Annotated in this window: 13 protein-coding genes; 7 read left to right on the top strand and 6 right to left on the bottom strand. The window is 66.5% G+C overall.

Features of this window, described 5'->3' with window-relative positions:
* The first annotated feature begins 7 nt into the window (after positions 1 to 7).
* Genes DR843_RS02325 through DR843_RS02315 form a run of 3 tightly spaced genes read left to right on the top strand, consistent with a single transcriptional unit; the run spans position 8 to position 2136 of the window.
* Entirely contained in the window at positions 8 to 328 is a 321-nt protein-coding gene (locus tag DR843_RS02325) for a putative quinol monooxygenase (protein ID WP_109683922.1), read from the top strand.
* Between the two features lie 51 nt (positions 329 to 379).
* Positions 380 to 1681 (top strand): ergothioneine biosynthesis protein EgtB, encoded by a 1302-nt coding sequence (gene egtB / locus DR843_RS02320; RefSeq protein ID WP_109683921.1) that lies wholly within the window; start codon positions 380 to 382, stop codon positions 1679 to 1681.
* Entirely contained in the window at positions 1678 to 2136 is a 459-nt protein-coding gene (locus DR843_RS02315) for a PPOX class F420-dependent oxidoreductase (RefSeq protein ID WP_109683920.1), read from the top strand. The genes egtB and DR843_RS02315 overlap by 4 nt, the downstream gene beginning before the upstream one ends.
* On the opposite strand, the gene DR843_RS02310 is transcribed toward DR843_RS02315, so the two are convergent.
* A complete protein-coding gene (locus DR843_RS02310; RefSeq protein WP_109683919.1) occupies positions 2137 to 3033 on the bottom strand; it encodes an amidohydrolase family protein in 897 nt (298 codons plus the stop codon).
* Between the two features lie 22 nt (positions 3034 to 3055).
* Positions 3056 to 3634, bottom strand: a complete 579-nt coding sequence (locus DR843_RS02305; RefSeq protein ID WP_109683918.1) for a dihydrofolate reductase family protein — start codon at positions 3632 to 3634, stop codon at positions 3056 to 3058.
* Between the two features lie 88 nt (positions 3635 to 3722).
* Between DR843_RS02305 and DR843_RS02300 the strand changes: the two genes are divergently transcribed.
* Entirely contained in the window at positions 3723 to 5276 is a 1554-nt protein-coding gene (locus tag DR843_RS02300) for a sodium:solute symporter (protein ID WP_211310169.1), read from the top strand.
* Positions 5277 to 5287: 11 nt separating this feature from the next.
* On the opposite strand, the gene DR843_RS02295 is transcribed toward DR843_RS02300, so the two are convergent.
* Genes DR843_RS02295 through DR843_RS02280 form a run of 4 tightly spaced genes read right to left on the bottom strand, consistent with a single transcriptional unit; the run spans position 5288 to position 10634 of the window.
* On the bottom strand, positions 5288 to 5662 hold the full coding sequence (locus DR843_RS02295; RefSeq protein WP_146202463.1) for a HicB family toxin-antitoxin system: 375 nt from the start codon (positions 5660 to 5662) through the stop codon (positions 5288 to 5290).
* A complete protein-coding gene (locus tag DR843_RS02290; RefSeq protein ID WP_109683915.1) occupies positions 5659 to 5877 on the bottom strand; it encodes a hypothetical protein in 219 nt (72 codons plus the stop codon). Before DR843_RS02290 ends, DR843_RS02295 begins: the two co-directional genes overlap by 4 nt.
* Positions 5878 to 5920: 43 nt before the next feature.
* Positions 5921 to 9403 (bottom strand): TM0106 family RecB-like putative nuclease, encoded by a 3483-nt coding sequence (locus tag DR843_RS02285; RefSeq protein ID WP_109683914.1) that lies wholly within the window; start codon positions 9401 to 9403, stop codon positions 5921 to 5923.
* A 49-nt stretch (positions 9404 to 9452) separates the two neighbouring features.
* On the bottom strand, positions 9453 to 10634 hold the full coding sequence (locus DR843_RS02280; protein WP_109683913.1) for an RtcB family protein: 1182 nt from the start codon (positions 10632 to 10634) through the stop codon (positions 9453 to 9455).
* A 232-nt stretch (positions 10635 to 10866) separates the two neighbouring features.
* Between DR843_RS02280 and DR843_RS02275 the strand changes: the two genes are divergently transcribed.
* The 3 genes from DR843_RS02275 to DR843_RS02265 are packed head-to-tail and all read left to right on the top strand — an operon-like array spanning position 10867 to position 13896.
* Complete coding sequence (locus DR843_RS02275; RefSeq protein WP_109683912.1) at positions 10867 to 12108, top strand: alpha/beta fold hydrolase; 1242 nt, start codon at positions 10867 to 10869, stop codon at positions 12106 to 12108.
* A gap of 25 nt (positions 12109 to 12133) precedes the next feature.
* The gene (locus DR843_RS02270; protein ID WP_109683911.1) at positions 12134 to 13210 is read left to right on the top strand and encodes a lysylphosphatidylglycerol synthase domain-containing protein; all 1077 of its coding nucleotides are present in this window, start codon (positions 12134 to 12136) and stop codon (positions 13208 to 13210) included.
* Entirely contained in the window at positions 13207 to 13896 is a 690-nt protein-coding gene (locus DR843_RS02265) for a DsbA family oxidoreductase (RefSeq protein WP_109683910.1), read from the top strand. The genes DR843_RS02270 and DR843_RS02265 overlap by 4 nt, the downstream gene beginning before the upstream one ends.
* The last annotated feature ends 6 nt before the right edge of the window (positions 13897 to 13902 follow it).

Genomic DNA, 13902 nt, shown 5'->3' with positions numbered 1-13902 from the left:
AGTTGCAATGATTTTCATCACGGCACGTTTCCGGGTGAAAGCCGAAGACGCCGATCAGTGGCCGGAGATCAGCAGGTCGTTCACCGAGGCGACCCGCGCTGAACCGGGCAACCTGTGGTTCGACTGGTCGCGCAGCCTGGACGACCCGCAGGAGTACGTGCTGCTGGAAGCGTTCAAGGACGACGGCGCAGAGGCGCACGTCTCCTCCGATCACTTCAAGCAGGCACAGCAGGACCTGCCACCGCACCTGGAGGAGACGCCCCGGATCGTGAACTTCCAGGTCCCGGGCGAGGAGTGGTCCGAGCTGGGCGAAATGGCGGTCGACTAGCCGCTCTTTCGGGGGAGGTCATTGTCAGCGGCGCTGCGTAGCGTCGTTGACATGGCCTCCCCCGCTGCTGCGTCCGTGGACACCGCGTCCGACTTCATCGCCCGGTACGACGCGTTGCGGGCCTACACCGAAGCGTTGGCTTCCCCGTTGTCCCCCGAGGACCAGACGGTCCAGTCGATGGCGGACGTGTCCCCGACCAAGTGGCACCGCGCGCACGTCACGTGGTTCTTCGAGACGTTCCTGCTGGCCGAGCACGAGCAACGGTTCGCACCCTTCCAGGACAAGTATTGGTTCTTGTTCAACTCCTATTACGAGGCCGTCGGCCCACGGTATTCGCGCCCGCTGCGCGGCGTGATCTCCCGCCCGGGGGCGCACGACGTCGGGCGCTACCGCGCGAACGTCGATGACCGGATGCGGGATCTGATCGCGGGGCTGGATGAAGGGGCACTGTCGAAGGTGGCCCCGACCATCACCCTGGGTTTCCACCACGAGCAGCAGCACCAGGAGTTGCTGCTGATGGACATCAAGCACGTGCTGTCGTTGAACCCCTTGGAGCCGGTGTACGCCGGTCGGCCGCGCGCGACTCACACCCCACCCGGCCCGCTCGGCTGGGTTTCCTACGACGGGGGTCTGGTGGAGATCGGGCATCCCGGCGGTAGCGGGTTCTGCTTCGACAACGAACTGCCCGAGCACCAGGAGTTCCTGACGCCGTACCGCCTCGCGGACCGGTTGATCACCAACGGCGAGTGGCTGGACTTCATGGCCGACGGCGGCTACCGGCGCGCCGAGTTCTGGTTGTCCGACGGGTGGGGCCGGGTCCAGTCCGACGGTTGGGCAGCGCCGTTCTACTGGCAACAGGTCGACGGGGTGTGGTTCGAGCACACTCTGCACGGCACCTACCCGGTGGATCCCGCCCTGCCGGTCTGTCACGTCAGCCACTACGAGGCCGACGCGTACGCCGCGTGGGCCGGCAAGCGGCTACCGACCGAGGCCGAGTGGGAGCATGCCGCCCGACTGCACGAGGAAACGCCCTGCGCCGCAGACAATCTCGGCGACACCGCCGCGTTCCATCCGCGCGCTGCAGGAGAGCAGGACGGTCGGCTGCGCCAACTCTTCGGCGACTGTTGGGAGTGGACGCGATCGGCGTACCTGCCCTATCCCGGCTTCCACGCCAGCGAGGGTGCGATCGGTGAGTACAACGGGAAGTTCATGTCGGGGCAGATGGTGCTGCGCGGCGGGTGCGCCTTCACCCCGCCCGGTCACGCGCGGGCGTCGTACCGCAACTTCTTCCCACCCGGCGCCCGCTGGGCCCTGTCCGGGGTCCGCCTGGCCGACGATAACGTCGTGGCATGAGCCCGAAGATCGCCACGAACACCGCCGTGTCACTGGACGAATTGTTGGAGTTCGTCCGGCCGCGCCACCACCTGGTGCTGATCACCCAGCGACACGACGGTTCGCCGCAGGTGTCGCCGGTGACCGGCGGAGTGGACGACTCGGGCCGCATCGTCATCTCCAGCTACCCGCAGCGCGCGAAGACGCGCAACGCACGCAAGCGGACGCAGGTCAGCGTGCTGGTTCTCTCGGATGAATGGGACGACGCCTGGGTGCAGGTCGACGGTGACGCCGAGGTGATCGACGCGGTGGACGACGTCGAGCCGTTCGTGGAGTACTTCCGCAACATCGCCGGTGAACACTCCGACTGGGACGAGTACCGGGCAGCGATGATCACGCAGAACAAGTCGCTGATCCGGGTCACGCCGACCCGATGGGGTCCCGTGGCGACGGGCGGCTTCCCGCCGTCCTCCTGACTACTCGTCGAGGTTGAAGAGCCGGGCTGCGTTGTCCCGCAAGACCTTTCGCGACCACTCGGCGCCGAGATCAAGACCGAGGACCGCATCGACCTGGGTCAGGAAAGGGTGCGGGATGTTCGGGAAGTCGCTGCCGAAGAGGATCCGGTCACCAAAGTCCAGCAGTCGCGGCTTCGACGCCTCCGGGAACGGCATGAGGTCCTCCGTGAACGGCGTGAACACCATCGTCGTGTCCAGGTAGATCCCCGGGAAGTCGTCGGCCAGATCGAGGAACGCGTCGTACTCGGGCATGCCCATGTGCGCGATGATCAACACCAGTCGCGGGAAGCGCTCCAGCAACCGGCGGACCCCTGCCACACCGGTGTGATCGCCCGGCACCGGACCGTCGCCGGAGTGGATCACCGCGGGAATCTGCTTGTCCTGCAGTTGAGTCCACACCTGGTCCAGCAACGGATCGTTCGGATCGTAGTTGCCGACCTGGACGTGGACCTTGAAGATGCGTGCGCCCGAGTCGATGGCCTCGGCCACGTAGGTGGGTGCTTCCGGCTCGGGATAGAACGTCGCCGACTGCAAGCACTCGGGGACCTGCGCCGCGAACTGCGCTGACCACTGGTTGAGCCAGGCCGCCATTCCTGGTTTGTGCGGATAGTTCAGGCCGGAGAAGTGCGCCACGCCGAACGACCGCAACCGCGCCAGCCGGTCCGCGTCGTCACCGCGATAGGCGATCGGCCAAGCCCCGCCAATAAGCGGCCCGGCCGCATCGAAGTAGGCGCGCACCTTGGCCAACACCCGCTCGGGCATGAAGTGGGTGTGTACGTCGATCATCGAGTCCAGCCCGACGCTCGCCAACCGCCCGCGCACCGCAGTGCCTTCGTCCTCGGGAAGTGGTTCGCTCATCTCGACATCGTCGCAGCCGCGGTCAGCCCACCGGCTCGTAGGTCGCGACCAGCAGTCCGTCCGAGGTCGCCTCGCTGTCGACCAGTTGTAGCGGCACCGGGACGTCGGCAGGACCGAACAACCGGCGGCCAGAACCCAACACCACCGGATGGATCAGCAGCAGGAGCCGATCGATGAGTCCCCCGGGTAACAACGAACGGATCAACTGCCCGCTGCCCATCACGACCAGGTTCCCCTCGGTCGTCGCGCGCAACTCGGCGACCCGCGCTGGTACGTCACCGGTCACCAGCTGGGTGTTCGGCCACGGCGGCCGATAGTCCTCGTCAGAAGATGCGACGTACTTGGTGGTGTTGTTCAGGCCATCTCTGAACGGGCCACCCGCCTCGTTCCAATATCCGAGCATGTCCTCGTAGCTGAACCGGCCGAAGAGCCACGAGAAGCCTTGGCCCATGACCTTTCCCAACGCCTCGGCGACGAGCGGGTCGTCGGATGAGCGTGCCCATCCGCCGTACGCGAAGCCGTCGCGCCGGTCCTCATCGGGTCGGCCAGGACCCTGCAGGACTCCATCGAGACTGAGGTGGTTGACCACGACGACGCTCATGCGCACCCCTCCTTGTCGGGCTGAATATTATTTCCATGTCTTACAGTGTTACGGAAATCACTGCCATTGTCGTGAAGGAGCCACGCTGGTGGACAACGCCCTCAACCTCGCAGTCATCGTCATCTATCTGATCGTGATCGCGGTCGTGGGGCTACGCCTGTCCGGGCGGCAGAAGTCCGGCTCCGACTACTTCGTCGGCGAGCGCAGCATGCCGTGGTGGGCGGTGTGCTTCTCGGTGGTGGCGACCGAGACCAGCGTCCTGACGGTGATCAGCGTGCCCGGGGGAACCTACGCGGGAGCCGGATTCGGGAACGTGGAGCTCGCGTTCGGCTACATGATCGGTCGAGTCATCGTCGCGACCTTGCTCATCCCGCTGTACCGGCAGGAAGGCTTCACCAGCGCCTACCAGTACTTGGGGCAACGGTTCGGCCGGTGGAGCCAGGGCTTGGCGTCGGTGACTTTCGTGGTGACCCGGTTGATGGCTGAAGGCGTCCGCCTCTTTGCCTCCGCCATCCCGATCAAGCTGCTGCTGGATGAGTTCGGGATGAACGTCAACTACGGCGTCATCATCGTCGTCCTGACCATCATCACCGTGGCCTACACCTACCTGGGCGGGATCAAGGCGGTTATCTGGACCGACGCGATCCAGATGCTGCTCTACCTCGGTGGCGCCATCCTGGCGATCGTGGTGCTCGCCGGTCACGTCGGCCTGACGGGAGTGACCGACGCCTTCCACGCCGGCCAGTTCAAGATCTTCGACACCGACTTCGCCTTCTCCCACATCCTGACCAGCCCGTTCGCGTTGCCGACGGCGATCATCGGCGGGGCCATTTTCGCGATGGCGTCACACGGCTCGGACCAGTTGATCGTGCAGCGGATCCTGTCGACCAAGACATTGCGCGACAGCCAGAAGGCGATGATCGGTTCGGGCGTCTTCATCATCATCCAGTTCGCCGCGTTTTCGTTGGTGGGCGCCCTGCTGTGGTCGTACTACGGCGGACGCAGTGTGAAAGACCTCGGCCTGGCCACTCCGGATGACATCTACCCGAACTTCATCCTGCACGGCTTGCCCGTGGTCATCTCCGGACTGATGGTCGCCGGCATCCTCGGCGCCGCGATGGGCTCGTTGTCCTCGGCGCTCAACTCGATGGCCAACTCGACGGTCGCAGACATCGTGCATGCCTTCTCCAACAAGCAGTTGCCCGACCAGGTCGCGCTCAAGGTCGGCCGGGTGATGACCATCGTCTGGGCGATCCTGATGGCCGGATTCGCGATGCACTTCTCCGGCACGACCGGCAACGTCTATCTGACCGGTCTGGCCATCGCCGGCTACACCTACGGCGCCATGCTGGGCGCGTTCCTCCTGGGTCGCCTCGTGCCCCGGGCCGATCAGCGCGACGCCCTGGTAGCTTTCGTGGCCACCGTGATCGCGATGACCTACATCGTGCGGAACATCTCTATCGACGTGACCAAAGCAGGTGTCGCGACGACCGCCAGCATCGCGCCTCAGTGGTTGGTGCCAATAGGTGTCGTCATCACGTTGGTGGTCGGAGGCGTGATGAGCCTCTTCCACTCGCCCGCGTCGCAGAGTGACAAGAACGCACCGAGCTCAACGAACGACTCCACAGTCGTCGGCAGATGAAGGCTGCGCACTTACCCCTTGACTAATTGCTGCGCGCGTTGGTGGCTCACGTTCAACACCCGCCCGATGTCGCGTAGCGTGGCGCCCGATGCGGCTAACTCCCGTGCCGCCGCTCGAACCTCGGACGCCGCCCGGGCATTCGCTTCGGCCGATTCCTTACGCGACTGCTCGGCGGCCTGCAGGTGACGTCGAACCGAATCGCCGGGATCAATCAGCACATGGACGGTAACTGTGTCAGGTGGGACGTCAAGCGTCAGCGCGATTGCTTCGGTCGTCATCGCATCAACGTCGCGGAGCGTTCGCACCTGCGTCGCGATCCCGACCTCGGGAATATCGACGAACCACAATGATCCGTCCCGAGTCACCATTGCCGTGTAGGTGCTCACTGCCGCCACCATCCCTTGCCGAGCTTCGATTCAGCTTGTTTGTGGATAGCCCGCGTGAGGCTCTCGCCAATCTCGCTGTGTCGTGGCACGGGAACCAACTGACCGCCAGGGCTGTACACCTCGTGGTTCGCGCGCTGCCGCACCAGCAACCATTCGACATTCGCATCCTTCGCAGCCTTCGAAATGCGCTTGATCAGTATTCTGCGCGACGTCATCCTATTAGTCCAGTCCAGACTTGATGTACGTTGCAATCCCGCACTAGACACCTCCAGCTGCCGGACGACGTGTCCACGCCGCACCGTCGCACAGCGACAAGAACGCACCGAGTTCAAGGAACGAGTCCACGGTCGTGGGCAGGTAGGCGGTCAACGCGTCCGACCGGATGATCACCGCACTCCACATCGCGCGGGAGATCGCCACGTTGATCCGGTTGCGCATCAGCAGGAACCCCATGCCGCGGGGCACGTCTCCCCGCGATGACGCTGTCATCGACATGATGACCACCGGCGCCTGCCGGCCCTGGAACCGGTCCACCGTGCCGACACTGACGCCGGTCAGCTCCGCCTGGGCGAGATGATCCCTGATCAGTGCGACCTGCGCGTTGTACGGCGCGACCACCAGGACGTCCCGCTGCTCCAGTGGCCGTGGGGCCGAGTTCGGGTCGGCACGCCACGGCGTCCCCAGGACGCGAGTCACCTGCGCGACCACTGCGTCGGCCTCTTGCGGGCTCTGCACACTGTTGCCGACGTGTGGCACGGTGACCACACCCAATCCTGGCGGTACCTCCGCCAGCTCACGATGCGCCGCAACCTCCGCGGCGTGCAACCGCCCGCCGTAGGACAGCTGCGACACGCGCTCACACAACACCGGATGCATCCGGAAGGACTCTGCCAGGAAGTACCCCTGCTCCGGCGCGATCGTGTCCGCGCCGTCCATCAACCAGGCCAGCGCGGACTCATCGACCGCTTCGGGGTGACTGGCCTGGCTCACCTGCGGCAACTGCTGCGGATCCCCCACCAGCAGAAGTCGTTTCGCTGAAACACCGGCCCCGATGGTGGCCGCCAGGGAGAACTGCCCTGCCTCCTCCACCACCAACAGGTCCAGCGAGCCGGGCGGCACGTCCTGACTGCAGAACTTCCAGGTCGTCCCGCCGTACACGAGTCCGGTCGTGCGGGCCAAAAACGCGGCACGGTCCTTCGGCTTCGTCACGTCGGTCCACTCGGGCGAGTCGGTGCGCGGGTCCATCTTCCCGACCGCGTCAGCCTCGAGGCCACCCCGCACCAGTGCGTCCAGCAGGTGCTCCACTACGGCGTGCGACTGTGCGACCACTCCGATGCGCCAGTGATGTTGCTCGACAAGGGTTCTGATCACCGCACACGCGGTGTGGGTCTTCCCGGTGCCGGGTGGGCCCTGCACCGCGACGTACGAGTCGGCCATCGAGGTCAGTGCTGTGACGATGTCCGTGCCGTCGTCGCCGGAATGCGGTAGTCGCCCGCTCCCGACCAGCCGCGACGACCGGCGAGTGAGCAGATCGGTGACCGCGTTCTGCGGGAGGGGATCGCTCAGTGACTCCTGCGCCACCAGCGCGATCCGGTCCGCGATGACCTTCGAGCGCGGCGGCGACCCGGGAAGGAGCGCGACCGGCAACTGGGGAAAGGTCAGGTCTGCGGGTCGGCTCTCGGTCACCACGACGACGTCGGGATCATCGGTGAACTCAACGGCCGCTTCGCCCGAGCGCAGCAATGTCGCTGAGCCGGTGGGGAATTGGGCCTTCGGTGGCCCGGGGGCGTCGTACGCGATGGAGACGCTCGACCCTGGCGCGCTGCCAGGGCCCCATCGACCCGTCAGGCGCAGCACCCGGCGAGAGGCTGCGTTGGATCGTGTCGACGAGGGCGTCCAGTCCTGCTGCACCTCGATCTCATCGATCACGAAGACGTCACGTTGGCTTTCCAGTTCCTCCCGTGGTTGCCCGAGCAGATCGATGTGCTGCCACCACTGGACCTTCTCCTCACGCCGGTAGTAGGACAGCGCCGCGGCCAGCAACGCGCGGGCTTGCTCCTGGGCAGTGCGTTGCGCCGGGTCGAGTGGCCCGGAGGCTGCCACCAGCTTCTGGACGAGCGCGGCGCGGGCTTCCTGCTCGGGCGTGAGCCCCGGGGCGGTCACCAGTTCCTGCGCGGGGGCCTCGGCGCCCACCACCACGCCGGCCTCCGGGGCGCGCGCCAGCAGCCAGTCACGTAGCCGCAGCGTCGACAAACAGTCGTAGCCGTTGTAATCGGCCAGGTCACTGCGGATCCGCTCCGCCCCGGCGACGTCGCCGTCGCTCGTCTTCTGCAGGAACTCGTGGAACGCGACGATCGAAGCGTCGCCGGCGGTGACCCCGTCGGCGTCGCGCAGCTGGTCACCCATGTAGAGCGGCTCCAACTTCTTGATGCTGTAGGAGCCCTTGCCGATCCGGATCGCCGCCCGCACCGTGGCGTAGAGGTCGACGAACACGCCGGCGCGCAGCAGGTCGTCCAGTGCGTCTTCGTGCGTCTGGTAGCGGATCGCCAGGCGTTTGAGAGCCGAGGTTTCGTACGGCGCGTAGTGGTAGACGTGCATGTCCGGAAACTGCGCGCGGCGGGCAGTGAGCGTCTCGACGAAGCGAATGAACACCTCGCGCTCTTCGCTGCGGTCCAGCGCCCACCACGGGTCGAAGCGCTCGTCGGAGTCGAGAATCCCCCACAGGTACTCCAGCCCGCCGACCGCGGGATCACCCTCGTCGTACAGCGGATCGCCCTCGAAATCGAAGAACCAGTCGCCCGGCGACGGCTGTGGGAGCATCGCCAACGCCACCGCTGCACCGGGCTTCAGCTCGTACAGCATCGGGGCGTCATCGGGCAGATCCCGTTGCCGCACTTGCAGTTTCGCTTGCGCGCGGAGGCGGTCGAGAACATCGACTCCGATCCCCTCCGGGCCGGCTTCCAGAGCCGCCAGTTGCGGCATCGTCGTCACGCCCGCGGCACGCAGGACCGTCCGCTGCCCCGCATACACCCCCGCCACCGCCCACAGGTCGTCGTGCGCCTCGATCGCCGCCGTACAGTCGGCGCATCGGCCGCAGGCCACGAGATCGGGACGGCCCCACTGAACCGGGCCACTCGACGTACGGTGATCAATCAGCAACTGGCGCAGTCGGTTTCGTCGCTCTCGGAACACTGGCAGGACTTCGGAGATCGGGAACTCCTCGCGCGACCGGTCGCCGAGTAACAAGCCCACCCGCGGCGCCACTGGCACGCCCATGGCCAGCAGCTGATCGACGTACGCCCCCAGTTGCAGCAGCGCACGCGGCTTGGCCTCGCGCGCCAGCTTGGCGTCCCACACCTGCCAGCCGTCCTCGCCGGGCAGGACGAAGTCGGCGTAGCCGAAGAATTCCCCGTCGTAGAACGCCGGTTGGTAGAGCACCGCGTCACCTGCCAGCGCCCGCCGGGTGTGGTCGGCGGCCGCCCGCAACGACACCTCGGTGTACGGCGGTGACACCCTGGCCATCGACCGCACCTCACCCTCGGCGCGTAACCGCTCCAACTCGTGGTCCTCGTGCCGGTCGCCGAGCCGGGCGATGTGCTCCAGCAACGGATCCTGCGGCGCGGGCGCAGCGCTCGCCCGTCCCAGCAGCACGTCCAAACGGCACAACACCTGGAACTCGCAATCGGCCGCGGCCGACAGATCCGACGCGCTCCATCGCACGTCCCCCTCAACCAGCAACATGGCGCAAGAGTGGCACGGACCCCCGACAGTCACCAGGGATCCGTGCCGCTCAGTCGCCCTTGACGTTGACCAGCTGCCGCAGCGTGTGCCGGATCTCGACCAGGTCAGCGGCGTCCGCCATCACCTGGTCGATGTCCTTGTACGCCGCGGGGATCTCATCGACGAAGGCCGCGGTGTCGCGGTACTCGATGTCACCCATGGCCGCCCGCAGGTCGTCCTGGGTGAACGTCCGCCGGGCCGAGGACCGGCTGTGCACCCGGCCCGCGCCGTGCGGGCTGGAGTTCAGCGCCACCGGGTTGCCCTTGCCGACCACGACGTACGACGCGGTCCCCATCGAGCCCGGGATCAGCCCCCAGGTGCCGGCCGAGGCATCGATCGCACCCTTCCGGGACAGCCACACCTGCTTGCCGAAGTGCTGCTCGGTCTCGGTGTAGTTGTGGTGGCAGTTGACCTCCTGCTGCCGCTCCAGCGTCTGCGCCGCGCCGTCGGTCACCCAGTAGGCGAACTCGCGCACCACCCGGTCCATCATCTCGGCCCGGTTCAGGAACGCGAACCGCTGCGCCCACCGCAGCTGCCGCACGTACGTCGTGAACTCCGGCGTGCCCTCGACCAGGTAGGCGAGGTCGCCATCCGGCAACGAGATCCACCACTGCTTGGCCAGCCGCTGGGCGACCTTGATGTGGTGCTGCGCGATCTTGTTGCCGACACCCCGCGACCCGGAGTGCAGGAACAGCCAGATCCGGTCCTGCTCGTCGGCGCTCACCTCGATGAAGTGGTTGCCGGAGCCGAGCGTGCCCAACTGCAGCGGCCAGTTCTTGGCGTACGACGCAGGATCGAACCCGTATCCCTCTGCCAGTGAAGTCAGTTCGTCGATCCGCCCCTGCGTGTGCTCCCGGGTCACCTTCCGGTTGTAGGCCCCCGCGGACAGGGGAACGGAACGCTCGATGGAGACCCGCAGCTTGCTCTTGTCGCCCGGCAGGTCGGACACGGCGTACGGCGTGCGGACCGCCATCATCCCGCAGCCGATGTCGACGCCGACCGCGGCGGGGATGATCGCGCCCAGCGTCGGGATCACCGACCCGACGGTGGCGCCCTTGCCCAGGTGGGCGTCCGGCATCAGCGCCAGGTGCGGGTAGATGAACGGCATCGTGGCCGTCGCCTTGGCCTGCTCCAGCGTCTTCTCGTCAAGGATCGACGCCCAGTTCAGGAGCCGATCCGTAATCCTGTCCATGATGAATTCCTCTCTGTGTAAACGTGTTTCGGACACAAAAAAGCCCCAGCCGGTTGGCTGGGGCTCGCGGTGACGCGCGATCGGAGACTATTCCGACCGCGGGCGTACGGCAGCGAACCCCACCGGGCACTCCGGTTGGGGCTTACTGCGCAAGTACGTCGTGAACACGATGGGAACCGTACCCGCACCCTGCGCTCGGCGCAGCTGAATTTCTTCTCGTAGTCTCGAAGTCATGGCGACGACGACACGGATCCCGGGACTGGTACTGATCGACCACGAGATCGAGGTGCCGCTGGATCACGCCAATCCAGGTGGCCCGACGATCACTGTGTTCGCTCGCGAAGTCCGTCGCCCCGGCGATGGCGATGACCGTGACCCGTTGCTCTTCCTGCAGGGCGGTCCAGGCGGTGAAAGTCCCCGTCCCACAGGAATTCCCGAGCCATCGGCCTGGCTGAACCGCGCACTGCAGGACTACCGGGTCTTCCTGCTCGACCAACGCGGCACCGGCCGATCCACGCCGATCACCGCGTTGGCTGACAAGACCCCGCAGGAGCAAGCTGATTACCTCGCCCTCTTCCGCGCCGACGCCATCGTCGAGGACTGCGAGGTGCTGCGCGAGCAACTCCACCTCGACCGGTGGAGCCTGCTGGGGCAGTCCTTCGGTGGTTTCTGCACCCTGCGGTACCTCTCGGCGCACCCGGACTCGGTGAAGGAAGCCATGTTCACCGGAGGGGTGCCCCCGATCGGGGTGCCGGTCGATGAGATCTACGCCGCGACGTACGAACGGGTCATGGACCTGACGGCGCGGCACTACCGCGCCTTCCCCGGCGATCGGGACCGGATGCGGGCACTCGCCGAACGAGCCGCCGCAGGACGGCTGAGGTTGCCCAACGGCACCCAGGTCAGCGCGGATCACCTGCGCGGTATCGGTGCGCCGCTGGGCATGACCGGCGGCTCGGAGCAACTGCACTATCTGCTGGAGCGCGACCCGGACGGTCTGGGGTTCGGCTACGACCTGGCCGAATTGCTGTCCTTCAACGGGCACTCAGCGCTCTACGTGCTGGTCCATGAGGCGTGCTACGCCGACGGCGGCATCACCGACTGGTCCTCGGCCAGGGTGCGCCCGGACGCCTACCTCGACGATCCGAGCCTGTTGACCGGTGAGCACGTCTTCCCGTTCCACGTCAGCGCCGACCCGTTGCTCGCACCGTTCCAGGAGGCCGCCGATCTGCTGGCCCGCCGCGATTGGCCGCAGCTCTACGACCGGTCCGTGCTGGCCGACGTCGACGTGCCCGCGGCGGCGGCGATCTACTACGACGACCCGTACGTCCTGCGCGAACACTCGTTGCGGACCGTTGAGGAGGTGCCGGCGATCCGACCGTTCATCACCAACACGGTCCTGCACAACGGGTTGCGCCTGATGCCCGAGGAGATCCTGGGTCGTCTCATCCAGCTGGTTCGCGGCCAGGCATGAGGCGCGCGGCTCTACAGTGACGACCATGAGTGGTGAGGTCGCCGACCCCAAGCCGGGCAAGGCGCAGCGCAGACGGCTGTCCCGGTCGCTGGTGATCATCGCCCTGTCGATCATCGCTGGATACCTGATCATTCAGTTCGTCGGCCAGATCGATTGGGGACAGGTCTACCGGTCGTTCGGGCACGTGAGTTGGTGGCAGGTGCTGATCCTGGTGGGCGTGTTAGTGCTGCGCCAGACCCTCAACGCGGTCCCCCTAGCCACCTTCGTGCCGGGCCTCGGGCTCAACCACTCCTTGCAGAACGACGTCGCGGCCAACGTGGCCGGCACGGTGACTCCCCCACCCGGCGACGTGGTGGTGCGGATCGCGATGTTCAACTCCTGGAACGTCAACCCGGTCGACGGCATGGCCGGGGTCACGATGAACATGCTGAACTTCTACGCAGTGCGCCTGCTGGCCCCCGTGGTCGGACTGGTGCTGTTCACCGTCGCCGGGCTCGAACGGCACCGGGTTGGCTGGGCGCTGCTGTGTGCGCTCGGCGCGGTGGTGTTGATGCTCATCCTGGCCATGGTGCTGCGGGCGGAGGACTGGGCCGACCGCCTGGGGCGCGGCGCCGCCCTGCAGGCGCAACGCTTCAAGGCCAGTGCCGATCCGGACAAGTGGTCCGCTGCCGTCAACAAGTTCCGTGAGCAGATGTCCGACGGTTTCACCCAGCGATCCACGATCTCGATGCTCGCGCTGCTGGCAATGGTGGCGGTCGACTCGATGATCCTGCTGCTCGCCCTGCGCTTCGTCGGCGTGCCGGCCAGCGCACTGAGCATCGTTCTGGTGATTGGGACATTCTTCAGCGCCTACCCCCTCACCGCCATGCCGCTGTTCGGCTTCGGTGTCCTCGACGCCGTCCTGACGGCGGCTTTCGTGGAGGAATCCGGCCTCCACTACGAGCCGATCATCATCGCCGGTCTGGCCATCTGGCGCGCGATCACCATCCTCGGGCCGCTGCTCGCCGGTGCGGTGACGATCCTGGTGTGGCGGCGACGCTCGGGCAGCAACCTGAACCTGTGGGGAAGTAAAGACACGGCGCCGACGTTGAGCGAAGCGTGAAGATTGACATCTGGTCCGACATCGCCTGCCCGTGGTGCTTCATCGGCAAGCGGCGCTTCGAGAAAGCCCTCTCAACGTTCGACCATCGTGACGACGTCGAGATCCATTGGCACAGCTACCAGTTGGACCCATCGCTGCCGGCACACTATGACGGCACCGAGGTCGACTACCTGGTGGCCAGCAAGGGCATGCCGCGCGAGAACGTCGAGCAGATGATCACGATGGTCGCAGCGCAGGCCGCGGAGGAAGGTCTGCACTACGACTTCGACCACCTCGTGGTTGCCAACTCGCTGCCGGGTCACCACCTGCTGCACCTGGCCGCCCGTCACGGCGTCGCAAACGACGTCAAAGACGCGCTGCTGTCGGCGCACTTCGAGAAGGGCCAGGACATCGGCGACGCCCAGATGCTGGTCGCCATCGGTGAGCAGCACGGCCTGTCCGCGAGCGACGTACAGGACGCGTTGGCGGACCCGGAACTCACCCGGGAGATCGAGCAGGACTTCGCCACGGCCCGCGCCTACGGCATCAGCGGGGTGCCGTTCTTCGTGCTCGATGAGAAGTACGGCGTGTCCGGCGCCCAACCGTCGGAGGTGTTCGGGCAGGCGCTGGAGCAGGCGTGGCGGGACGCGCACCCGCTGATCGTCGCCGAGCAGGTCGGACCGGCCTGCGGGCCCGACGGCTGCTGAGGGCCC

Origin of the sequence: Branchiibius hedensis (genome assembly GCF_900108585.1) — a bacterium.
Lineage (GTDB): Bacteria > Actinomycetota > Actinomycetes > Actinomycetales > Dermatophilaceae > Branchiibius > Branchiibius hedensis.
This window is presented reverse-complemented; position numbering and strand designations above follow the sequence as displayed.